This window comes from Flavobacterium sp. MAHUQ-57, assembly GCF_051908335.1.
Lineage (GTDB): Bacteria > Bacteroidota > Bacteroidia > Flavobacteriales > Flavobacteriaceae > Flavobacterium.
Genome location: NZ_JBPZTE010000006.1, coordinates 1,095,376 through 1,118,752 on the forward strand (window position 1 = coordinate 1,095,376; position 23,377 = coordinate 1,118,752).

Consider the following 23,377-nt stretch of genomic DNA (forward strand, 5'->3'; position numbering starts at 1 on the left):
AATTTAAAATTATTTTTATTACTTATTTAACAACAGCTTTTTTCTGCTTGAATTGGGGGACATTTTACTGAACCATAGCTACAATAGACACAACAATCGCCTTCCTGTGGTTTGAGTACTGTTTTACATTTTTCACATTCATAAAAAAATTGACATGCGTTTGTTGGCATTATTTCGTTTTTCTTATAGCCACATTTAGGGCATGTGATTGTTGATTTTAATTCAACTGTTTTGCCTTCATAGATTGTACACGTTTGGCAACTTCCATGCAATTTATTTCGATAGTAATTGACTCCTGTCGCAATCAAAATTCCGAACATACCCATGTAAATGAATGTGGTATCACCCCCAACATAAAAGCCATATAAAATTAATAATGCACTTGGAATAGCTATTAATAAAGGGTATAAACATTTATGCTTTTTATAGGAAATAGAAAAACCAATAATAGAAATTAACACCATCATTAAAAACACCCACATTGTCCAACCTCCAAATAATTCAAAGCTACCCAAGCCAAGTGCCGATGCACCAAACGCAAATAATGGAAAACAACAAGGCGAAAACAAGGCAGTAACAAAAAGCCCTAAAGTTCCTAATTTATCGATGTTTGATTTCAGTTTCATATTTTAATTTATAAAGATTTGTCATTAATGTTCGTGTTCTCCACCACCTTTGGACTGTGCCAATAGATAATATGCTCCTTTAATCACAATTTTGGCATCCGAAGGAATTTCTTCAATCACCTTTACTTCTGTATAGCCTAAATCAGTTGTTCCTACTGCTACCTCAACGGCTTTGAAATGGATTTCTTTGTGTGATTCTTCTTCTTCCTTATGTGATTCTCCTTCTTTGTGTTCATGTTCTTCAGCTTCTTTTTTTGGTGCTTCTTCGTGTCCTTCTTCCTGAATGTAGATAAAGTACTTATCGCCATTTCTCACAACCGCATCTTTAGGCAATGCCGGAACAGTTTGATTTGAGATATTGATATTTGCTGCTACATACATTCCCGAAATCAAATCTTTAGTGCTACTCGTAATTTTAGCATGAACTGCCACCGTTTTACTCTCATTAGAGAAAGATTTATTGATTCCGAAGATTTTTCCTTTGATGGATTTATTGGATTGGTTAGTCAATACAAAATCAACTTCCTGACCAATTGAAATTTTCCCTAAGTCTTTTTCAAACACATTCAAATCGAGGTGCATTTGAGTATTGTCAACAACCTCAAAAAGTGTTACTCCTGTTTCTGCAAATGCTCCTTTGGTAATACTGATTTTACCAACATAACCGCTTATAGGAGAAACTATCGGAACTAAAGAAGTACTTCCTTTAGGACTTACATTCAATGCCAATAATTTATTTTTAGCAGCTTGAGCTTTGGCTCTTTCTGATGCTAATTTTGATTTCACTTCTTGAAATGCTTTTCGTGGATTTACATTTTCATCAGTAAGGGTTTTTTGGCGTTTAAATTCCTGCTCCAAATATTCAATACTGGCAATGGCTGACTGATATTCTTCCTGCATTTCTGAAACCTCAAGATTTTGGATTGTAGCTAATGTTTTTCCTTTGGTTACAAATGTCCCTTCCAAAACAAAAATATCCTTTACAACGCCACCAATAAGCGTAGAAACATCAGCTCTGTTTTGAGGTGGTACTGCTGTATAACCATTGGCTTTGATAATGGTGTTGAGGTTTTTCATTTCAATGCTTCCGGTTTCAATTCCAATTGTTTTGGCTTGTACTTCTGTTAATGCTACTTCTGTTTCCGACTTTTCTTCTTCGTGTTCTTCAGTAGCTTCTTTTTTACCACAGGAAACGAGTAGAAATAGCGAAATGGAAAGTATGAATAGCGATGATTTATTAATTATTATATTTTTCATTTTACTTGATATTAATTATTAGTGATTACTTCGTCAGTTCGCTTCGCTCGAGTGATGGGAATTGCAACTGAATTGCACTTTGATTGTAAAGATTAATCGCTTCGGCATTTTGTTTCTTAATGTCAATAGCCTGATTTAAGAAACTAATATATGACCAATAGCTCATATCACCATTAGCATAGCTTTTTTGCGCTGTATTGATTATTTGATTGGAGTATTCCAAACCTTCATTTTGATAATAGTCAAGGGCTTTTTTCTGTTTGTCATATTCGTTTTGCAATTCCTCTTTTCTTAGCTTCATTGTTACCTTATTCCTGTCTAACATCATTTGAGTTTGGGAAACATTAATTTCAGATGCTTTGGCTTTAGCTGTATTAGCTCCACCGAAAAGGGGAATCTGTAAACCGGCTGTAAATCCCTGAAACATTGATTTAGTGTCAATGGTTTGGGCAAAATAGCCCAATCCTAACTTTGGTGTTCTTTGGGCTTTGAAAACATTCGTTTCCTTTTGGTTTACCAAAATCTGTTGAGAGTAGAAATCATTCATCAAACCATCTACTTTTGAGTTATCAGCATCCAAAGCAACTTTGTATTGCAATGCAGAAGTTGTATCAGGAACTATGGCATTATCGCTTTGCACAAAGTATTGCAGCTGTTTTTGATAGATAGTCAAATCATATTCAATTTGTACTTTGATTGTTTCTATTTCCTTTACTTTAGCTTTAGCACTGATAACTTCAATTTTACCGCTTTCTCCTGTTTCAAATCGTAATTCTGCATTTTTGAGAAACTTAGTATATATCGCATTCAATTCATTGTTCAGCTTTTGCAACTCAACCCCATACAAATACTGATAATAAGATAATGTTACAGCCTTTTCAATTTCATATTCAGATAGGGCTTTTCGCTTTTCAGCCAAGTTTGCCAATTCTTCCTGTAACTGTCTATTAGCCTTTGTTATTTTCCCAATTGGGAAATACTGCTGAACCGAAACATTATGGTCATAAGCATCACTGTTGAATTGTCCACCCTGATACTGAATTTGTAATGGGTCAGCCTGAAAAGCTCCTTTTTTAAGTACTTTTTGCTTCTCAATTTCCTTATCAGCTATTTTCAAAGTACTGTTGTTCTTTTTGGCTAATTCAACAGCTTGTTCTAATGTTACTGTTTGAGGATTTTGTGCAAACGAAAATGCGCTAAATAATAGTAGTACAGCCGTAATGATTGGAGTTTTCATGTTTTTTCTTCTTTTGATTTTTGTTTCAAATAATAGATAGAGTATTGGCAAAACAATCAGCGTTAATAGAGTTGCTGAAATCAAACCGCCTATTACAACAGTTGCCAAAGGTTTTTGAACCTCAGCACCACCGCTTGTAGATAATGCCATTGGCATAAATCCTAAAGAAGCCACAGCTGCGGTCATTAAAACTGGTCGTAACCTTGTTTTTGTTCCTAATAAAATCCTTTGTAAAGGGTCTGTGATACCTTCTGTTTTAAGCTGATTGAAATAAGATATAAGCACAATTCCATTTAATACAGCAATACCGAATAAAGCAATAAAACCAATTCCAGCAGAAATACTGAAAGGCATTCCTCTCATCCATAACGCAAAAACACCACCTATTGCAGAAAGTGGAATTGCTGTAAATATTAAAAGAGATTGTTTGATACTTCCAAATGTGAAATATAGTAATACCATAATCAAACCTAAAGCAATAGGAAGAGCAACCGATAGCCTTTTATTAGCTTCGATGAGGTTTTCAAACTGACCACCATAAGTAATATAGTAACCGGCAGGAAGTTTAAAGTTTTTATCCAACTTAGATTGGATTTCTTCAACTACGCTTTTAACATCTCTACCACGAACATTTAAGCCAACAGTAATTCTTCGTTTCCCATCTTCACGCACAACCTGAACAGCTCCCTGTTCATAGCTGATGGTTGCCACTTGAGAAAGTGGGATTTGCTGCCCATTCGGTAACGGAATGAATAAATTACTTACATCTGAAATATCGGTTCTATTATCTCTATTCAATCGTACAACAACATCAAAACGTTTGCCTTCTTCATAAATTTTACCTGCACTATCTCCCGCAAATGAGGAGCGGATAATTTGATTGATGTCGCTAATATTCAATCCATAAAGGGCAATTTTGTTATAATCATATTTAACGGTAATTTGTGGCAATCCTGCCACCTTATCGGCTTTCAAATCGCCAATGCCTTCAATAGATTTAATTTTGCTTGTAAGCTCTTTGGCTTTATTGTCTAAAACTTCCAAATCATCACCAAAAATCTTAATGGCTACATCACTCCTACTTCCAGTCATAAGTTCATTAAAACGCATTTGAATAGGTTGGGAAATTTCGATGTTAGCTCCAGGAATCACTTCCATTTCCTCTTTCATCATATTGGCTAAATCTTCCCAATTATCCGCTGAAGTCCATTCGCTTTTCTCTTTCAAGACAATAATCAAATCAGCACTTTCGATTGGCATTGGGTCGGTAGGAATCTCACCGCTACCAATCTTTGCCACTATGGTTTTGATTTCAGGGAATTTTGCCTTTAGTATCTTTTCATACTTGGTTGTAGTTTCCACTGTTTGACTTAAAGAACTTCCTGTCATTATTGTAGCATTTAAAGCTAAATCACCTTCCTCAATCGTTGGAATAAATTCGCCACCCATATTTTGAAAAGTAAATAGGGCTAATACAAACAAACCAATTGAAATTAGAATAACAGTCTTTTTCATTTCCAATGCTTTATTCAATAGCGGAGTGTATTTGCTCTCAAACCAAGCCATCATTCTATCACTGAAATTAACTTTATGCTCTGTATTCTTTGACAGGAACATTGCACTCATCATTGGTACATAAGTTAATGACAGTATAAATGCTCCAATTACTGCAAATCCTACAGTCATAGCCATTGGTTTAAACATTTTACCTTCAGTTCCTACCAAAGCCAAGATTGGCAGGTACACAATTAGAATGATGATTTCTCCAAAGGCTGCACTGTTTCTGATTTTGGAAGCTGAGTTGTAAACTTCGCTATCCATTTCGGCTTGTGTTAGCTCATTTTTCCTTTTCAGTTTGGCTAAATGGTGCATTGTGGCTTCCACAATAATTACTGCACCATCGACAATAATTCCGAAATCAATTGCCCCTAAACTCATAAGGTTTCCGCTGACACCAAAATAATTCATTAGGATTACTGCGAAAAGCATCGATAGTGGAATTACTGAAGCAACAATAAGCCCTGCACGAAGGTTTCCAAGAAACAGAATCAATACAAATATGACGATTAATGCTCCTTCGATGAGGTTTTTGGTAACCGTTCCAATAGCATTATCAACCAATTTACCTCTGTCAATAAATGGTTCGGCAACAACGCCTTCAGGTAAGCTTTTATTGATTTGTTCCATTCGCTCTTTTACCCTGTCAACTACTGCACTTGAGTTTTCTCCTTTGAGCATTAGAACCAATCCACAAACGATTTCTCCTTTTCCATCTTTGGTAGATGCTCCATAACGCAAAGCTATACCTTCACGAACTGTTGCTACATCGCGAACCAAAACAGGTGAGCCGTTTCTATTTTTGATAACTACATTTTGCAAATCACTTATTCCTGAAGCCATTCCGACACCGCGAATGAAATAAGCATATTGGTCTTTCTCTATGTAAGCGCCTCCGGTATTTTGGTTATTCTTTTCTAACGCTTCAAAAATCTCGGTGATGGTTACCCCCTGACTATTAAGCGTGTTTGGATTTACTGCAATTTCATATTGCTTTAATTTTCCACCCCAACTACTAACCTCTGCAACGCCTTCTACACCTTGCAACTGCGGAATAATTATCCAATCCTGAATGGTTCTCAATTTTACGGCATCAAATTTATCTTCGTAGCCTTTTTTAGCATAAACGTCATATTGGAATATTTCACCAAGTCCAGTAGAAATAGGAGCTAATTCAGGTGAACCAGCATACTTTGGGATATTTTCTTCAGCATCTTTGATTCTTTGGAAAATTTGTTCCCTTGCCCAATAAATATCCACATCGTCTTTGAAAACTACAGTTACAACCGAAAGCCCAAAGCGTGAAATACTACGCAATTCAACAACTTTAGGAATGGTTTTTACAGATTGCTCTAATGGATAGGTAATCAACTGTTCTACTTCCTGACTGGCTAATGTAGGTGCAGTTGTAATAATTTGCACCTGATTGTTCGTAACATCGGGTAATGCATCAAGCGGTAACTGCTTAATAGAATAGCTACCCCAAGCTAACAACACAAGGGTAAAAAGTAGTATAACGAACTTATTCTTTATACTGAATTGTATAATCTTATCTAACATTGAAAATGTATATAATGAATTAGAAAATATGCAAATGGATATTTGCTATTATTAGTGCTATCGCACAACTTTCTAACCCGAAATTACTCGGGCATCATTATACTATTTGTGGGGGTTGCCAGATACTTCCGAAAAAATTGGAATGTAAAGTTGAAGTATAAGTTGAGGTTGAAGATTTTATTTCTTCAAACTGAACTGGAAAATCGTAAATGATTTCAGGTGTATAGGTTAAAGTAACCTGTCCACAACAATTGCAAATGCAAAATGGTGAGCACATGTCATTACTCTTATTGTGTGAATGATTGTCTTTATCTGATGAATAATTAACCGTCGCATGTGCAATACTGTTAATCTCTATATCTGCACAAGGAACAGTAGAGAGAACAAAAATGTAAAAGGATAGTATGACAGTTATAAATCTCACAGTGTAAATTTAAGAAGATAATATTTATATTCTAATTTTTAGGAAAAATTTATAAACTAAAAGAAGGGGAATTGTCAACTATATTGTCAACTAAAAAACAAAAGCCCCGAATATCGGGGCTTTTTAACCATTTTCGCGGAGAAAGAGGGATTCGAACCCCCGGACCTGTTACAGTCAACAGTTTTCAAGACTGCCGCATTCGACCACTCTGCCATTTCTCCAGTAAGACTCGCACTACTTCCGTATTGCGAGTGCAAATATAACACTGTTTTTTATTTCTGCAAGCGTTTGATGAAGAAAAAAACGAAATATTTACAACTTATTTTTTAACTGTTTCATTTCGTTTCATTTACATCCGAAACTTTTTTTTAATAAGTTACGTATTCTACGATTTCTAATCCGTAACCAATCATACCTACACGCTTACCCACTTCGGTATTGGATACCAATCGGATTTTAGAAATATCCAAATCATGCAAAATCTGAGCTCCAATTCCGTAATCTTTGCTGTCAATAACAATTTTAGGCGCTTTCATTTCGCCTTGTTGCTGTAATTCTTTCAATTCGGCAATACGATTCAACAAACTCACCGATTGCATATCCTGATTGACAAAAATTACTGCACCTTGTCCTTGTTCATTAATCACTCTGAACATATCATCCAATTGTTTGTCGGCATTATTGGTAAGCGTTCCCAATAAATCATTATTTACTTGGGAAGAATTGATTCTTGTTAATACCGGTTCACCTGAATTCCAAGTTCCTTTTGTAAGCGCAATATGGATTTGCTTATTCGTAGTTTGTTCGTAAGCACGCATTCTGAATGTACCGAAACGCGTTTGAATATCGAAATCTTCTTTTTTCACGATCAGACTGTCATGTTGCATTCTGTAGGCCACCAATGCTTCGATTGAAACCAATTTCAAATCGAATTTCTTAGCCACTTCAACCAATTGCGGCAAACGAGCCATGGTACCATCTTCATTCATGATTTCCACAATCACTCCAGCCGGTTTAAATCCAGCTAAACGAGCAAAGTCAATTGCTGCTTCTGTATGTCCTGTACGACGTAATACACCGCCTTGTTTTGCAATTAAGGGAAAAATATGACCCGGGCGTGCCAAATCAAATGGTCGTGTCTCTGGATTAATTAATGCCTGTACAGTTTTCGCTCTATCTGAAGCCGAAATACCCGTAGTTACTCCATGACCTTTCAAATCTACAGAAACGGTAAAAGCTGTCTCCATATGATCTGTATTGTTCGTTACCATCGCTCTAAGTCCTAATTCCTTACAGCGACTTTCGGTTAATGGCGTACAGATTAATCCTCGACCATGTGTTGCCATAAAGTTGATCATTTCTGGTGTTACTTTTTCAGCAGCAGCCAAAAAATCACCTTCGTTTTCACGATCTTCGTCATCTACTACTATAATCACTTTTCCTTGACGGATATCTTCTATAGCTTCTTCTATTGTGTTGAGTTGAATGGTATCAGTAGCCATTTTTTTATTGTGTATTGTTGTTATTGTTTAATTTTTTGGTAATAAATTCAAATGCGATTCTAAACGGCTCCGTAATGAAGTCAAAATTCACTCCACCGTTATCATTTATAGCAATTTTGGTAAAATAGATTGCCAATGGCGTTAGCACCATAGAAGACAACCACGCTCCCATGAATGGAGATATACCTGATTCTTGTGCAAACTTTTTACCGAATGTATTCAGAAAGTGAAAAGTAATGAAGATTAGCATAGCAAAAACGATAGGTAATCCCAATCCTCCTTTTCTAATAATTGCTCCTAAAGGCGCACCAATGAAAAACATAAAAATACACGCGTAAGCAATTACAAATTTCTCGTAGATGGAATGCCAGTGGCTGTTGATGTCTTTTCTTTTGGATTTGAATGTCATTTCATTCATTTCAAGATTTTGTTTTGAACTTATTGCATCACTCGAGGCAACTTCCAAAACTCTTAATTTGTCCTGACTCTTCAAAAAGCTTGTCAAATCTGGAGTTTTTGGATTCTTGGGTTTTACTGAATCCACTTGGTAGTAATTGGTAACTCCTAATCGTTGGTATACATTATCAGCAACAGAAATCACTTCTTTATTATAATCTCCCGTTAACGAATCGACCGTATATTGCAATTCACTAATTTTCAACATCGAATTGGTATTTGTTATTTCATCATCAGCTCCTTCTACCCTATTTAGCTTTGACAAATCGATGTTAATATTATATTTTTTGAAAAACGCTTTAGCAAAAGGCATTTTTTGTCTTTGCTTGAAATCTTTCGGTGTTACATCTTCATAATAATATCCATCTATCAACACCAACTGCAAAAGATTAGACTCCTCACTACTGATTAAATGTCCCTTTTTAGACTTAATTACTGTTTTAGCACCTTCACCCAGATTCGATTTCTTGTGAATGGTTACACCGGTAAGTATTTCTCCGTTTTCACCTGATTTTTTATCCACTTTGATATTGATACTCCCGATATCACTAAATTGCCCTTCTGCAATTGCCAATGCAGGTTTTACTTGCGCAATGTTTTTTCTGAAATTGACAAACTTATACTCGGCATACGGAATAACATTATTCGCGAAGAAAAAAGAGCACAAACTCAACAACAGAATAAAAATCCCTAACGAACGAAGCGTGCGCTGAAAAGATACACCCGCAGATTTCATGGCAGCAAACTCATAATTTTCGGCCAAATCACCGAATGTCATGATAGAAGAAAGCAATACCGTTAGCGGCAATACCATGGGAACCAATTTGGGCGATGCAAATAGCAAAAACTTAAAGATCATAATAATATCTAAGTCTCTACCTGCTAATTCGGAGATAAACAACCAAACGGTTTGGAGTATGAATATAAAAAACAAGATTACAAATACCGAAGTAAATGTAATCAAGTAGGTTTTTAAAAGGTAACGATCAAGAATTTTCATTCATCAAAATTAGTCCAAATTATTGATGTAGTAATTAGGATATTTAGCTTTAACAAAGGTAAAATGATTTTTAGCTAACGCAACATTTGTTTTAAAAGAATTAACAGTCAGGGTTACTTTAGTTCCATTTTTACCTACAGTGATAGTGTTATAAATTGTATTGGTAGCAACATCTACACCAACCAATATTTGTTTTCGGTCATCTTTTGAACTGATTGGGGTCAGTTTTACATACTGAATTTTCTTTCCTTTCACAGTTTGTGTTATGTCCCAAGCATATTTAAAACCTTTACTGAAAAAAGTCAGCATTTTTGCTGGAGTATCATTATCATCCTCCCCTTTACCAACAGAAACTACACTCACTTCTTCATCTTCCTTAGAAATTGTGTATACTTTTTTTCCATCACACATTTTTGTCACACCCATAAAATTCAGAATATACTGATTTCCACTTAGCGTAACATTTCCTTTGCTATCTTGGTTGATATTTTCTTTTGTATTTTGCAAGTTGTATTTAAAATCCAGTTGGATATTTTTATACGTTTTCACTTTAGCGGATACTTTATCCAATAATGCTTTTGCCTTCTCTGCATTTTGAGCTTGCATTGAAAAACTCAACAAAACGATGACAAGTACACTTACTATCTTTTTCATAATTAACTATTATTTTGTTCATTCATAAAAAACTGTTCCAGAGAAGCCAAGTCAGGAATATTAACCGAACGCGCTTTACTTCCTTCAAAAGGACCAACGATTCCTGCAGCTTCCAATTGATCAATCAATCTTCCGGCTCTATTGTAACCCAATTTTAATTTACGTTGGATTAACGATGCAGAACCCTGTTGCGCAGTAACGATTACTTCCGCTGCTTCTCTAAACAAAGAATCTCTTTCTGAAATATCTATATCAAGACTTATGCCACTATCTTCACCAATAAATTCTGGCAACATATATGCTGTTGCATAGGCTTTTTGCGATCCGATAAATTCAGTGATTTTTTCCACCTCCGGAGTATCCACAAAAGCACACTGTACACGTACCAAATCGTTACCGTTAGAGAATAGCAAATCACCTCGTCCAATTAACTGATCGGCACCACCTGAATCCAAAATTGTTCTTGAATCGATTTTTGAAGTTACTCTAAAAGCAATTCTAGCCGGGAAATTCGCTTTAATCATACCTGTGATTACATTCACTGAAGGTCGTTGAGTAGCAATAATCAAATGGATACCGATAGCACGCGCCAATTGAGCCAAACGAGCTATTGGAGTTTCCACTTCTTTACCGGCAGTCATAATCAAATCTGCAAACTCATCCACTACCAAAACGATATACGGTAGAAAACGATGCCCGTTTTCAGGATTTAATTTACGTTGTTTGAATTTTTCATTGTATTCTTTGATGTTACGCACCATGGCATCTTTCAATAAAGAATAGCGATTATCCATTTCCACACACAATGAATTTAGTGTGGTTATTACTTTCGAGTTATCGGTAATAATAGCATCTTCGGCATCTGGAAGTTTCGCCAAATAGTGTCTTTCAATTTTATTAAAAAGTGTCAACTCTACTTTCTTAGGATCGACCAACACAAATTTCACTTCAGCAGGATGTTTTTTGTACAACAAAGACGTTAAAACGGCATTCAAACCAACCGATTTACCTTGTCCGGTCGCTCCCGCCATCAATAAGTGAGGCATTTTAGCCAAATCGACAACAAAAGTTTCATTAGAAATCGTTTTCCCTAATGCAATTGGCAGTTCCATTTCCGCTTCTTGAAATTTAGCCGAAGCGATAACTCCTTTCATCGGAACCATTGTTGGATTTTTATTCGGTACTTCAATTCCGATTGTACCTTTCCCTGGCATAGGCGCGATAATACGGATACCTAATGCAGATAATGACAAAGCGATATCATCTTCCAGGCTTTTGATCTTAGAAATACGAATTCCGGCTTCGGGAACAATTTCATACAACGTCACCGAAGGACCAACCGTCGCTTTAATTTGAGCGATGTCAATTTTATAATTGCGAAGAGTTTCAACAATTCGGTTTTTATTTTCTTCTAATTCTTCCTGATTAATTGTGATTCCACCAGTTCCGTAATCTTTAAGTAAATCAATCGTTGGGAATCTGAAGTTGGACAATTCTAAAGTTGGATCAAACTCACCAAAATGCGACACCAATTTAGCTGCCAGATTTTCTTCGATTATATCCTCTTCTTCCACCTTCTCAATAACCAGTTCATCAGGATGTGGTTTTATATCTTCCTGAATAACTTCTGGTTTTTTTGAAACTTCCAAAGACAATTCAGAAGCTGAACCAATAGTTGGCTTTAAGGCCTCTTTATTGATTTCAAATTGAGAAGGAACTGTTTTTAAAGTAATTTCTCCCAATTCTTCCTCATTCTCTTCAAAATCATTTTTATTTGGCGTTGTAATCAAAGTGTCTTGAGCCGTTGAAGTTTCTTCGGCAACAGCGAATTCCTCGAGATTATAAGCTGCTGAGGACGATGCCGAAACCGGCGTAGACAAATCGTCACGAATTTCATTTTTCGTTTTCTCGAAGGCTCCTTTAATTTTGTCCGGAGAAACCTTAACCTTAAAAATAAGATAGATTACGATTCCGAAAAGCAAGGCCAATAAAGTTCCCGTTTTTCCGATATAATCCTGAGAAAATAAATTCATTTCGAACCCAATCACACCCCCTAGTTCTGGCAATTGCTTTCCAAAAAAACCAAAAAGAATGGATAAAATGATGATGACAAAAATATCCCAAAACCATGTTTTTTTCAATTTCGAAACCGCCATATCCAATACAAGATAGGCTCCAGTCAAAAACAAAAGTCGCGCAAAAAGGAAGGAAGCAACTCCAAATCCTCTATAGATGAAAAAATCCGCCAAAAAGGCACCAAATTTACCGAGCCAATTCTGTACTTCAGAATTTCGGTCGGTAAAATCATTCAATTCGCTTTGATCGAATTTCCCATTTACAAAATAAGACACAAACGATACCGTCAATGCTACTGCAAGTAGGATTAACAATATTCCGAAAGTGACACTTTGTTTTCTATTGGGTGCAAAACGACTGAAAAAATTAATTTCTTCAGGTTCAATAGCAGCTTCGGTAGTTTTTTTTGATTTGGCCATTAATAATGTAAACGTTTAAAACAAAATAACTGTTCTACTTATTAAAATAGTTTAGGAACATAAATTATTGCACCGATTGTAATTGCAGTCATTGCTGCGAAGAATACAGCTCCAGCAGCAATATCTTTAATAAAACCGATACGTTCGTGATAATCTGGGTGTACAAAATCTGCAATTTTTTCAACGGCGGTATTCAAACCTTCAATACTTAGAACCAATCCAAACACTAAGATTTGAAACATCCACTCTGTTGTAGAAATTCCAAAATAAAAACCTGCAATTGTCATTAGTACAACCAATGAAGATTGAACCATCACACTATGCTCAGTGGTAATTAATTTCACTGCGCCTTTAAAAGCAAACACTATACTTTTCAGTCTTCCTGTAAAAAGAGTTTCGTCTTTTTTAAATTCCATATTATAGCGCTGTTAACGCTGCCTCGTAGTTAGGTTCGTCAACAATTTCGGCAACTTGTTCTGTATATTTCACAACTCCATCTTCATCAATCACAATTACAGCACGCGAATGCAAACCTGCCAACGGACCGTCAGTAATTGTCACGCCGTAGTCATTCCCAAAAGAATTACTTCTAAAATCCGACAAATTCATAACATTATTCAACCCTTCAGCTCCACAAAAACGATTTTGTGCAAAAGGCAAATCACGTGAAATACACAATACTGTTGTATTCGGTAAATTACTCGCTTTTTCATTAAACTTACGAACTGAAGTAGCACAAGTTCCTGTATCTACACTTGGAAAAATATTCAAAACCACTTTAGTTCCTCTGTAATCTGCCAGTGTTTTCACTGACAAATCTGTCGCTACTAATTCAAAATCTTTTGCTTTAGATCCTACTTCAGGCAAATTACCCACAGTAGTAATTGTATTTCCTTTTAATGTTATTTGAGCCATCTTATTGTTTTTTTTTAATGCTTCCAAAAGTACAGAAAAAAATCGATTATTTATTTGGAAGTTTAAATTGATTTATCGTAATATTGCAATATTAAAATACAAACATACAATGGGCGCATCCAAATCCGATTTTTTTACAGTAGAACAGAACGAAATAGCCACTTTATTTAAGGCTATGTCACATCCAGCAAGAATTGCCATAATAGACTATTTATTAAAAGTGGACAGCTGTATATGTGGTGATATTGTAAACGAATTGCCATTGGCACAACCTACAGTTTCTCAACATTTGAGAGAATTAAAAAATGCTGGAATCATTAAAGGCACTATAGAAGGCACTGCAATTTGCTATTGTCTCAATAACGAAACACTAGAGAAATTTGAAAATTATTTCAGTATCATTAAAAAACAATTACAGAATAAATGTTGCTAATTACTAAACAATTACATTATGAGACTATCCGAATTTAAAAAGCATTTATCCGAAAATGATAATTTCGAGATCCAATTACCTGATGGCAAACAAATCCCAAGTCATTTTCACATTACAGAAATGGGCATTGTCAATAAGAAGTATACCGATTGTGGTAATACGTTTCGTGAAGAAAATTATTTTACTTTTCAATTATGGCATACAGACGATGTTTGGCACAGATTGACTTCCGAGAAAGTAATAAAAATCATTAGTGGTATCGAAAAAAACACAGTTGAATCTGACTATGAAATTGTTGTAGAATACCAGACTGAAGCTACTATTGGTAAATTTGGTTTAGCCCACAACGGAACAACTTTTGTATTGACTTCCACTAAAACAACTTGTCTTGCCAATAGTCAATGTGGAATTATCCCAGAAAAAGCCAAAAAAGAATTACAAGAACTTACGAATTGCTGCCAACCCAACTCAAACTGTTGCTAATAAAATGGAAAAGTTCTTTACAAAATACAAGAAACCAATTATTATTACTCTTGGAATAACTCTATTGAATCTCTATTATGGTTTTGACCCTAGATTTACAATTATTAACCTTTTATGGCTTTTGGTATGATTAACATTCTAGTACTTTGTACAGGCAATAGTTGCCGTAGTCAAATAGCGCATGGCTATTTATCCCATTTTACCGATAATGAGAAGGTAAAAATATACTCCGCCGGAGTAGAAACACACGGTGTAAACCCTAGAGCTATCGAAACCATGCAAGAAGAAGGAATAAATATATCGGAACACACTTCCAATCATATTGACGAATATACCGGAATTGATTTCGACTTCATCATCACCGTTTGTGATCATGCAAAAGAAGTTTGCCCTTATTTCCCTTCAAATGCGATCAAACTTCATCACAACTTCCCAGATCCAGCAAAATTCATTGGAAATGAAGAAGAAACCAAGGCAGAATTCAGAAGAGTACGAAAATTAATCGAAAATTTTTGCCAGGATTTCACAAGCAAACACCTAACAACCTAACGCACTTATTTATACTGTTTTATGATTTTTGTAAGATAATTTTTGGTAACTTTATATAGAACTTAAAATTAAAGAATTATGAAAGTAGCAACGATTATTGTAAGAGTATTGTTAGGTGCTTTATTGATTTGGGCATCACTAGCTTTCTTCTTAAAACTAGCACCAGAAACCGAAGCCGTAGGAGAACTAAAAGCCTTCAAAGCTGGAATTGTAGCCTCACACTATATTATGCCTTTAGCTAAAGCAATTGAGTTATTATGCGGAATCGCCTTTGTAGTTGGAAAGTTTGTACCTCTAGCCAATTTAGTAATTCTGCCAGTTACTGTTAACATCCTTTTGATCAACTTAATGATGAGTACAGACACTATGGGTTTGATAATGGGATTATTTGTCGCTTTTGCCAATGTATTCTTAATCTACAGTTACTGGGATAGATACGAAGGAATCGTTTCTCCATAAAAAAAGCTCTCACAATTGAGAGCTTTTTTATTTATCTATAGAACCTAGAACCCTTTGCATAAAAGCGTTTAACGCTTCTTTTTTATCTGTTCCAGTCTTCACCATTTTATTCACTTCCAAAGCACCATACATATTGGATATCAATTCACCAATCACATCCAATTCTTCATCTTTTAAAGAAGGAATTTCGGTAAGAGCTTCAAGAACTTCAATAGTCTCAACGATATAATCCTGATCATTTTCCTCAATAAACTGTGTCAAATGTTTAATTACCGGTAACTTCATAATTAAAGGATTTCTGTAACTAGTTCCGTTAAAACCTCCGCTTTGTTCGTTTGAGTTTCATTCACCAATTTCCCACCAACAAAAGTTGCAAAGGTTGGTAAGTTTGAAACATTAGCCATCTTTCTTGATTCTGGCGAATTTTCAGCATCAACAATTACAAAAGTTATATTTTCGTTTTCTGTTGCCAATTTTTTGAATTTAGGCTTCATGATTCGGCAATTCCCACACCAAGAAGCCGAAAACTGTACCACTACTTTTTCATTGTCATTAACAACGTTTTGTAATGTATCTTCGTTTAATTCCAGTAACATATTTCTGATTTTAAAAAAGAATTCCAAATCCCAACCATAAACAACATAATTTACACATTGGAATTTGGAATTAAGTTATTGATAATTGATTTAGTTTTGAGCCAAGTAAGCTGCAGTACTTAATCTGTCAGCATTCATCGCTTCTTTACCTTGTTCCCAGTTAGCAGGACACACCTCACCTTTAGTTTGTACGTGAGTATAAGCATCGATTAAACGCAAGTACTCACCAACATTTCTACCTAACGGCATATCATTAACACTTTCGTGGAAAATTTTACCAGTTTCATCAACTAAATACGTAGCACGGAAGGTAACGTTTGATCCTTCAACTAAAATATCATTTGATTCTTCATCATATACTTCTTGAGCATCTAAAATATCTAAAGCTTTAGACAAATTGCGCGTTGTATCAGCTAACAAAGGATAAGTAACACCTTCGATACCACCATTGTTTTTAGCAGTGTTCAACCAAGCAAAGTGTACTTCGTTGGTATCACAAGAAGCTCCGATAACAATTGTGTTTCTTTGCTCAAACTCAGGTAATGCAGCTTGAAAAGCGTGTAATTCTGTAGGACACACAAAAGTAAAATCCTTTGGATACCAGAACAATAATACTTTTTTGTTGTTTTTTGTTGCTTCTTCTAAAACGTTGATTCTTAAGTTATCTCCCATCTCAGAGATTGCATCAACGGTAATGTTAGGGAATTGTTTTCCTACTAATGCCATAGTTTTTAATTTTAAATTTTGGCAAATGTAGCTATTGCATTTTGTAATTTCTCCACTCTTTTAAAACAAAAATATTATATACCGATAGAATTATCTTATAGAAAGCAATTCACAGTTTTTTTATTGATTTTTTCATAAATTTAAATTCATTATACAATAAAATACTTAAAGAATTAACAAAATTCATTAAATTTAAATACTAATAAGATTGCAGTATATTATACCTGCTTTTAATTACAATCAATTTAAAAAGACCAATAAAACTATAATTTTTATCTATTAAAACCAAGAATATCATAGATTATCATTCTTTAATTTTACAATCAGGTTATTAATAATCAAATACAAAAACACATACAATGGAAAACAACACAAATTCACACGCACATGCAGGTAATGGTGGTGGAAAATGTCCTTTTTCAGGAGGAAATTCAGCCAAACAAAGTGCCGGTGCAGGAACCAGAAACACAGACTGGTGGCCTAACCAGTTAAAATTGAACATTCTTAGACAACATTCCTCCCTTTCCAATCCTATGGGAGAAAAATTCAATTATGCCGAAGCATTCAATTCGATTGATTTTGCCGCATTAAAAAAAGACATTCACGAAGTGATGACTACCTCTCAGGATTGGTGGCCTGCTGATTATGGAAATTATGGACCATTTTTTATCCGTATGGCGTGGCATAGCGCAGGTACATACAGAACTGGTGACGGACGTGGCGGTGCCGGATCAGGAACACAACGTTTTGCTCCATTAAACAGTTGGCCGGATAATGCCAATCTCGATAAAGCCAGATTACTATTATGGCCTATAAAGAAGAAATATGGCAATAAAATATCTTGGGCCGATTTAATGATCTTGGCTGGAAATTGCGCTTTAGAATCAGCTGGCTTTACACCTTTTGGATTTGCTGGGGGACGCGAAGATGTTTGGGAACCTGAAGAAGACATTTATTGGGGAATAGAACGAGAATGGTTGGGAGACAATCGTTACTCAGGAGAACGTGATTTAGAAAATCCATTAGCAGCCGTTCAAATGGGATTGATTTATGTAAACCCACAAGGCCCTAACGGCAATCCTGATCCGATACTAGCTGCAAAAGATATAAGAGAAACATTTGCCCGAATGGCTATGAACGACGAAGAAACCGTTGCCTTGATTGCCGGAGGCCATACCTTAGGAAAAACTCATGGTGCAGCTAATCCTGATCAATATGTAGGTAGAGAACCGGCTGCCGCAGGAATTGAAGAACAAAGCTTAGGTTGGCGAAACACCTATGGAACAGGAAATGCAGGAGACACTATTACTAGTGGTTTAGAAGGCGCTTGGACAGTAACTCCAACTAAATGGAGTAACAACTATTTCGAAAACTTATTTGGCTACGAATGGGAACTAACAAAAAGTCCGGCGGGTGCACATCAATGGCGACCTAAAAATGGAGCTGGTGCAGGATTAGTTCCAGATGCACATGACCCTTCTAAAAGTCATCAACCTTTCATGCTAACAACTGATTTATCCTTGCGTTTTGATCCAATATATGAGAAAATCTCAAGACGTTTTTTAGAAAACCCAGAAGAATTCAACGATGCATTTGCCAAAGCTTGGTTTAAATTAACACATCGTGACATGGGACCAAAAGCTCGTTATCTAGGTCCTGAAGTACCAACAGAAGAATTATTATGGCAAGACCCGATTCCGGCGTCAACTCAACCACTTATCAACGAACAAGACATCGCTTCCTTAAAAGCAACCCTTTCAGGTTCAGGACTAACAGTCTCTCAATTAGTCACAACAGCCTGGGCGTCAGCTTCAACATTCCGTGGTTCTGATAAACGAGGTGGAGCCAATGGTGGTCGTATTCGACTTTCTCCACAAAAAGAGTGGAAAGTCAACAATCCCGTGCAATTAGCAAAAGTATTGGAAACACTAGAAAAAATTCAAAAAGAGTTTCCCAAAAATGTTTCCATAGCCGATTTAATCGTTTTAGGCGGTTGCGTAGGAATTGAGCAAGCTGCAAAAAATGCGGGTCAAAACATCACAGTTCCTTTTACACCGGGAAGAGTAGATGCGTCTCAAGAACAAACAGATATAGATTCTTTTACTTTTTTAGAGCCTTTAGCGGATGGTTTTCGAAATTACACGAAAACAAAATTTACCGTTTCAGACGAAGAAATGTTAATTGACAAAGCCCAATTATTAACATTGACAGCACCAGAAATGACAGTTCTTTTAGGTGGTTTACGCGTCTTAAACACCAACTTTGATCATTCTCAAAACGGCGTCTTTACCAAACGTCCCGAAACATTGACTAATGATTTCTTTGTCAATTTATTGGATTTAGACACCAAATGGAAGTCGGTTTCAGATACTGAAGACGCATTTGTTGGAACAGATCGCAAAACCGGTTCCATAAAATGGATGGGAACCAGAGTGGATTTAATTTTTGGTTCAAATTCAGAACTACGTGCAATTGCAGAAGTATACGCTTGCGAAGATGCACAACAAAAATTCGTAAATGACTTTGTAGCGGCTTGGACTAAGGTCATGAATTTAGACCGATTTGACTTGGCATAATCAAAATCAGAAAACTATAACAAAAGGTGATCTTCGGGTCACCTTTTGTGCTTTAATTTATCAACATCATCCCTAATTACCAATTGGTTTTATATATTTGTTGGCTTTTAACAAACAAACCAAACAAATTATATGTCATTTTTTAATTTATTTAGAAAAAAACCTCTAACTACAATATTACAACAAGGCGGTGACGGAGAGCATTCGGGATTAAATAAAGTACTGAATGTAAAAGATTTAACTTTCTTCGGAATTGCAGCTATCATTGGTGGCGGAACCTTTTCTGCAATTGGTAACGCTTGTTTTTCAGGTGGTCCCGGAGTAATCTTATTATATGTAATGTGTGCCATTGCTTGTGGTTTTACAGCAATGTGCTATGCAGAATTTGCTTCAAGAGTTCCGGTTTCAGGAAGTGCTTATACTTATGCCTATGTGTCATTTGGGGAATTGTTCGCATGGATTATCGGTTGGGCATTATTAATGGAATATTCAATTGGTAACATTTACATTGCCTTTTCATGGAGTGGATATTTTACCAATTTGCTTGAGACTTTTGGTATACATTTACCAGAATGGCTTACCATAAATTATAAATCGGCACATGCGGCATTTATAGATAATAAAGTTGGCGAAGGATTAACAGCTTGGCAAAACGCACCGTCAATTGGCGGATTACGAATCATTTTTGACATGCCGGCTGTATTAATCAACATATTGATTACCTATTTAATTTACAAAGGCACCAAAGAATCCAAAAACCTAAGCAACGCAATGGTTTACATTAAATTAGCCATCATCTTATTAGTAATCATAGTAGGTGCTTTCCATATTGATATTGATAACTGGACTCCTTTTATGCCAAATGGTTTTGGTGGTGTTATGGCTGGAGTTTCTGCTGTATTCTTCGCTTATATTGGTTTTGATGCTGTTTCAACTTTAGCAGAAGAAAGTAAAAATCCGCAACGCGACTTACCAAAAGGAATGATTTATTCATTGATAATCTGTACTGTGGTATACATTATTTTAGCCTTGGTTTTAACAGGAATGGTTAAATATGACTTATTAGGAGTTAGCGATCCTTTGGCTGAAATTTTTGCCATCAAAGGAATTAAATGGATGTTATTCATTGTTTCTATTGCTGCTGTTGTAGCCATGACCAGTGTAATGTTAGTTTTCCAAATGGGACAACCTCGTATTTGGATGACTATGAGTCGTGACGGATTAATGCCGAAAAAATTTGCCGAAATACATCCAAAACACAAAACTCCAGGATTTGCAACAATTGTGACTGGTTTTGTTGTAGGATTACCTATTTTCTTTACCGATGAAAATTTCGTTCTTGACTTTACAAGTATTGGAACTTTATTCGCATTCGTATTAGTTTGTGGTGGAGTCTTGATGCTCTCTGCGCAAAGCGAAGCTGAACTAGCTGAACGTGCTACCAAAGGAAAATTCAGAATCCCTTATGTGAATTCTAAGTTCATTTTTCCTGCAATTGTAGTAATCGCTTCGGTTTTAGTGAACTATTATGTTCCGACATTTTTTGGTGATACTTTTGATTTTTCTGAAGGAAAATTAGCAGCCAACTTACCTATGCTTGCCTTCTTTATTTTAACAATCGCAATGGCTGTGACGGCATTTCTTAAGAACTTATCATTAATCCCTTTGTTAGGACTGATTTCTTGTTGCTATTTATTAACAGGAATGGCCGTATCAAACTGGAAATGGTTTGGAATTTGGTTAGTAATCGGTTTAGTGATTTACTTCGCTTACGGATTTAAAAACAGTAAGCTTAACAAAAATAAAATACAAGCAACTTTAGAAGATTAAAAAAATAAAAACCCGATGAAATTATCGGGTTTTTTTATACTTAAAATTCAGCTTTAACTTCAATTGTCATTACCTCACCACTAACCGGATGCTTAAAAGTAATTGCTTTAGCATGAAGGTGTAAGCGATTCGCTTTTGTTCCGTATAAATCATCTCCTACAATAGATGTATTTAATCCTAAAGGATGAGAGGCATGCACTCTTAATTGGTGAGTCCTTCCGGTTATTGGATAAAAATGCACTCGGGTTTTACCATTGTCTACAGAAATTGTTTCCCATTCTGTTTGTGCCGGTTTTCCATATTCATAACAAACCAATTGTCGTGGTCGATCCTCCAAATCTACACGAAGCGGCAATTCAATCATGCCACTTTTATTTACCAAAACTCCGTCCAATAACGCTTCGTAGCACTTCTTTACTGTTCGTTTGATAAACTGACTTTGCAACTCTACATAAATCTCTTGCGATTTGGCAATTAACATAATACCCGAAGTAGACATATCCAAACGATGAACAATCAATGGACCTGTGGCATCTGGAAACTTAGTTTTCATACGTTGGTATACCGAATCGGAGATTTCTTTTCCAGGTACGGACAAAAACTCGGAAGGCTTATTCACCACTACAATAACGTTGTCCTCATATACAATTTCCAACTCTTTACCTTCTGCTGGATTGTTTAAAAAAGGGTTCTCGTCCATTATAATTCCATCCAACATATGTCCTAATAAAATAGGCTCGCATTTGCTCTTACAAGCCGGATAAAATTGACCGTGTTTGCGAACTTCAGATTTTGGCGATTGTCCCCACCAAAACTCAGCCATACAAATGGGCTTCAAATTGTACTCGAAAGCATAATGCAATAACTTTGGTGCAGCACACTCACCAGCTCCAGCCGGTGGATTATTGTCAAATATATCCCCTAAACTTTTGCGCTTTCGTGATTGATTTAAAAAAGAATACTCCGCAAATAATTTTTGTTGTAATGCCGCCGATTTAGTTTTACGCTCTTCCTTCAACTGATTGATTACATCATCAAAAATCTGAAACTCTTTTTGTGCATCGTTAATTTTATAATTCCAATACGCCGACATTTTTTTCAACAAAATACCTTCTTGCTGACTTTGATCCTTCAACTCTTGAAGTAATTTTTCATATTCTTCTGAAGAAAGTTGTTGTTCAGCTTCTATCCGCTGCCGGTTTCTGATTATTTTCTGCGCTTTGACATGATTTTTATGACGTTGAATATCACGTTCAGCTTCCTCTTTGGTATTTTCCAACTTTTTTATAGTATTCAAATAATCCGATTCGTTTTCCAGTTTTTCAATTTTTGCATTGATCACATTGATGATTCCTTCTTCCTTTTTGAAAAAACCATCAGGATCAAGCATGTCAAAAACCGTTGGTACAAAATAATCCAAATGATTCACTTCCGCCAATTTCCCTGAAAAAGCCCATAAATAACCTAATTCTCCATTGCTATTCTGACAGACCAATACGCCAAACATTTTACCAATAACCAAACCATCCTGATCTTCAATTAATCCGAAGTTATGTTCCCAATCTGTTTGTGTTGTTAAATAATGTTGCAATTCACGAGAAGCAATTACACTCAACTCATGTGGTTCATAATAAAATGGAAAGGTGAATTTTTCAGGCAAAGCAATACCTGATATATCCGTTTGAAAGGGTTGAAAAAGGTTTTTTAACATTTGACAAAGATAAAGTAAACAGTCAAAATAAAACTCGACACCTAATGAAACAAGATTCCACAGAAATTAAACAAAAAAAAGTCTGCAAACTCCAACATTGGCTCGTCATTTGCTATGATACAAAAGAATATGTACAAAATACATTCAACTATTCCATAAAATCACCGAATTAAAGTAAAGATTATAAAAGGGAGAATAGTCATCACAACAGAAATACAAATGATCAAAAAGAATTAAAACAGAATAATTTTAAATATTTTGGAGTATTTTTACTTAGTTTTAGAAAATAAATCTATAATTTTGCATTAGTTTAGATTTTAATTCTTTTAAT

General features: G+C 35.6%; 20 protein-coding genes, 1 tRNA gene and 1 pseudogene. 6 read left to right on the forward strand and 16 right to left on the reverse strand.

The window, feature by feature from the left end; translation table 11 throughout:
* Positions 1-26: 26 nt before the first annotated feature.
* The 12 genes and pseudogenes from ACS8MM_RS05530 to tpx form a co-directional block, all read right to left on the reverse strand.
* Positions 27-245, reverse strand: a complete 219-nt coding sequence (locus ACS8MM_RS05530; RefSeq protein WP_379715000.1) for a GDCCVxC domain-containing (seleno)protein — start codon at positions 243-245, stop codon at positions 27-29.
* Positions 246-296: 51 nt separating this feature from the next.
* Positions 297-626 (reverse strand): annotated as a pseudogene (locus ACS8MM_RS05535) (MerC domain-containing protein); the annotation flags it as partial.
* 24 nt (positions 627-650) lie between these two features.
* A complete protein-coding gene (locus ACS8MM_RS05540) occupies positions 651-1,883 on the reverse strand; it encodes an efflux RND transporter periplasmic adaptor subunit (RefSeq protein WP_379713907.1) in 1,233 nt (410 codons plus the stop codon).
* A gap of 25 nt (positions 1,884-1,908) precedes the next feature.
* The gene (locus ACS8MM_RS05545) at positions 1,909-6,237 is read right to left on the reverse strand and encodes a CusA/CzcA family heavy metal efflux RND transporter (RefSeq protein WP_379713909.1); all 4,329 of its coding nucleotides are present in this window, start codon (positions 6,235-6,237) and stop codon (positions 1,909-1,911) included.
* 97 nt (positions 6,238-6,334) lie between these two features.
* A complete protein-coding gene (locus tag ACS8MM_RS05550) occupies positions 6,335-6,661 on the reverse strand; it encodes a DUF6660 family protein (RefSeq protein WP_379713911.1) in 327 nt (108 codons plus the stop codon).
* 136 nt (positions 6,662-6,797) lie between these two features.
* Positions 6,798-6,882 (reverse strand) — tRNA-Ser (locus tag ACS8MM_RS05555).
* A 147-nt stretch (positions 6,883-7,029) separates the two neighbouring features.
* Complete coding sequence (gene ribB, locus ACS8MM_RS05560; protein ID WP_379713913.1) at positions 7,030-8,163, reverse strand: 3,4-dihydroxy-2-butanone-4-phosphate synthase; 1,134 nt, start codon at positions 8,161-8,163, stop codon at positions 7,030-7,032.
* Between the two features lie 4 nt (positions 8,164-8,167).
* Entirely contained in the window at positions 8,168-9,619 is a 1,452-nt protein-coding gene (locus ACS8MM_RS05565; RefSeq protein ID WP_379713915.1) for an LptF/LptG family permease, read from the reverse strand.
* Positions 9,620-9,628: 9 nt separating this feature from the next.
* On the reverse strand, positions 9,629-10,273 hold the full coding sequence (locus ACS8MM_RS05570) for a LolA family protein (RefSeq protein WP_379713917.1): 645 nt from the start codon (positions 10,271-10,273) through the stop codon (positions 9,629-9,631).
* Between the two features lie 2 nt (positions 10,274-10,275).
* Positions 10,276-12,768, reverse strand: a complete 2,493-nt coding sequence (locus ACS8MM_RS05575) for a DNA translocase FtsK (RefSeq protein ID WP_379713919.1) — start codon at positions 12,766-12,768, stop codon at positions 10,276-10,278.
* A gap of 41 nt (positions 12,769-12,809) precedes the next feature.
* A complete protein-coding gene (locus tag ACS8MM_RS05580; RefSeq protein WP_379713921.1) occupies positions 12,810-13,184 on the reverse strand; it encodes a diacylglycerol kinase in 375 nt (124 codons plus the stop codon).
* A 1-nt stretch (position 13,185) separates the two neighbouring features.
* Positions 13,186-13,683, reverse strand: coding sequence for a thiol peroxidase (tpx, locus tag ACS8MM_RS05585; RefSeq protein ID WP_379713923.1), 498 nt, complete (start codon positions 13,681-13,683; stop codon positions 13,186-13,188).
* 109 nt (positions 13,684-13,792) lie between these two features.
* Between tpx and ACS8MM_RS05590 the strand changes: the two genes are divergently transcribed.
* The 4 genes from ACS8MM_RS05590 (at position 13,793) to ACS8MM_RS05605 (ending at position 15,607) form a co-directional block, all read left to right on the forward strand.
* A complete protein-coding gene (locus tag ACS8MM_RS05590) occupies positions 13,793-14,116 on the forward strand; it encodes an ArsR/SmtB family transcription factor (RefSeq protein WP_379713925.1) in 324 nt (107 codons plus the stop codon).
* 18 nt (positions 14,117-14,134) lie between these two features.
* Positions 14,135-14,599, forward strand: coding sequence for a DUF6428 family protein (locus tag ACS8MM_RS05595; RefSeq protein WP_379713927.1), 465 nt, complete (start codon positions 14,135-14,137; stop codon positions 14,597-14,599).
* 126 nt (positions 14,600-14,725) lie between these two features.
* Positions 14,726-15,148 carry an arsenate reductase ArsC gene (locus tag ACS8MM_RS05600; RefSeq protein ID WP_379713929.1) on the forward strand — a complete coding sequence of 141 codons (423 nt, stop codon included), beginning with the start codon at positions 14,726-14,728 and terminating at the stop codon, positions 15,146-15,148.
* Positions 15,149-15,226: 78 nt separating this feature from the next.
* Entirely contained in the window at positions 15,227-15,607 is a 381-nt protein-coding gene (locus ACS8MM_RS05605; RefSeq protein WP_379713931.1) for a DoxX family membrane protein, read from the forward strand.
* A gap of 27 nt (positions 15,608-15,634) precedes the next feature.
* Here ACS8MM_RS05605 and ACS8MM_RS05610 read toward each other — a convergent pair whose 3' ends face one another.
* From ACS8MM_RS05610 to ACS8MM_RS05620, 3 genes are all read right to left on the reverse strand, one after another.
* On the reverse strand, positions 15,635-15,892 hold the full coding sequence (locus ACS8MM_RS05610) for a DUF6952 family protein (protein WP_379713933.1): 258 nt from the start codon (positions 15,890-15,892) through the stop codon (positions 15,635-15,637).
* A 2-nt stretch (positions 15,893-15,894) separates the two neighbouring features.
* Positions 15,895-16,203 carry a thioredoxin family protein gene (locus ACS8MM_RS05615; protein WP_379713935.1) on the reverse strand — a complete coding sequence of 103 codons (309 nt, stop codon included), beginning with the start codon at positions 16,201-16,203 and terminating at the stop codon, positions 15,895-15,897.
* A gap of 90 nt (positions 16,204-16,293) precedes the next feature.
* On the reverse strand, positions 16,294-16,929 hold the full coding sequence (locus tag ACS8MM_RS05620; RefSeq protein WP_379713937.1) for a peroxiredoxin: 636 nt from the start codon (positions 16,927-16,929) through the stop codon (positions 16,294-16,296).
* 359 nt (positions 16,930-17,288) lie between these two features.
* Between ACS8MM_RS05620 and katG the strand changes: the two genes are divergently transcribed.
* Both katG and ACS8MM_RS05630 read left to right on the forward strand, forming a co-directional pair.
* Positions 17,289-19,505, forward strand: a complete 2,217-nt coding sequence (gene katG, locus ACS8MM_RS05625; protein ID WP_379713939.1) for a catalase/peroxidase HPI — start codon at positions 17,289-17,291, stop codon at positions 19,503-19,505.
* A gap of 132 nt (positions 19,506-19,637) precedes the next feature.
* Positions 19,638-21,335 carry an amino acid permease gene (locus tag ACS8MM_RS05630; protein WP_379713941.1) on the forward strand — a complete coding sequence of 566 codons (1,698 nt, stop codon included), beginning with the start codon at positions 19,638-19,640 and terminating at the stop codon, positions 21,333-21,335.
* 40 nt (positions 21,336-21,375) lie between these two features.
* On the opposite strand, the gene ACS8MM_RS05635 is transcribed toward ACS8MM_RS05630, so the two are convergent.
* A complete protein-coding gene (locus tag ACS8MM_RS05635; protein ID WP_379713943.1) occupies positions 21,376-23,046 on the reverse strand; it encodes an RluA family pseudouridine synthase in 1,671 nt (556 codons plus the stop codon).
* Between the last annotated feature and the right edge of the window lie 331 nt (positions 23,047-23,377).

Coding starts and splice junctions, on each gene's coding strand:
- ACS8MM_RS05540 (WP_379713907.1), bottom strand. CDS start 1,883: ATGAAAAATATAATAATTAATAAATCATCGCTATTCATACTTTCCATT.
- ACS8MM_RS05545 (WP_379713909.1), bottom strand. CDS start 6,237: ATGTTAGATAAGATTATACAATTCAGTATAAAGAATAAGTTCGTTATA.
- ribB (WP_379713913.1), bottom strand. CDS start 8,163: ATGGCTACTGATACCATTCAACTCAACACAATAGAAGAAGCTATAGAA.
- ACS8MM_RS05565 (WP_379713915.1), bottom strand. CDS start 9,619: ATGAAAATTCTTGATCGTTACCTTTTAAAAACCTACTTGATTACATTT.
- ACS8MM_RS05570 (WP_379713917.1), bottom strand. CDS start 10,273: ATGAAAAAGATAGTAAGTGTACTTGTCATCGTTTTGTTGAGTTTTTCA.
- ACS8MM_RS05575 (WP_379713919.1), bottom strand. CDS start 12,768: ATGGCCAAATCAAAAAAAACTACCGAAGCTGCTATTGAACCTGAAGAA.
- ACS8MM_RS05580 (WP_379713921.1), bottom strand. CDS start 13,184: ATGGAATTTAAAAAAGACGAAACTCTTTTTACAGGAAGACTGAAAAGT.
- tpx (WP_379713923.1), bottom strand. CDS start 13,683: ATGGCTCAAATAACATTAAAAGGAAATACAATTACTACTGTGGGTAAT.
- ACS8MM_RS05590 (WP_379713925.1), top strand. CDS start 13,793: ATGGGCGCATCCAAATCCGATTTTTTTACAGTAGAACAGAACGAAATA.
- ACS8MM_RS05595 (WP_379713927.1), top strand. CDS start 14,135: ATGAGACTATCCGAATTTAAAAAGCATTTATCCGAAAATGATAATTTC.
- ACS8MM_RS05600 (WP_379713929.1), top strand. CDS start 14,726: ATGATTAACATTCTAGTACTTTGTACAGGCAATAGTTGCCGTAGTCAA.
- ACS8MM_RS05605 (WP_379713931.1), top strand. CDS start 15,227: ATGAAAGTAGCAACGATTATTGTAAGAGTATTGTTAGGTGCTTTATTG.
- ACS8MM_RS05610 (WP_379713933.1), bottom strand. CDS start 15,892: ATGAAGTTACCGGTAATTAAACATTTGACACAGTTTATTGAGGAAAAT.
- ACS8MM_RS05615 (WP_379713935.1), bottom strand. CDS start 16,203: ATGTTACTGGAATTAAACGAAGATACATTACAAAACGTTGTTAATGAC.
- ACS8MM_RS05620 (WP_379713937.1), bottom strand. CDS start 16,929: ATGGCATTAGTAGGAAAACAATTCCCTAACATTACCGTTGATGCAATC.
- katG (WP_379713939.1), top strand. CDS start 17,289: ATGGAAAACAACACAAATTCACACGCACATGCAGGTAATGGTGGTGGA.
- ACS8MM_RS05630 (WP_379713941.1), top strand. CDS start 19,638: ATGTCATTTTTTAATTTATTTAGAAAAAAACCTCTAACTACAATATTA.
- ACS8MM_RS05635 (WP_379713943.1), bottom strand. CDS start 23,046: ATGTTAAAAAACCTTTTTCAACCCTTTCAAACGGATATATCAGGTATT.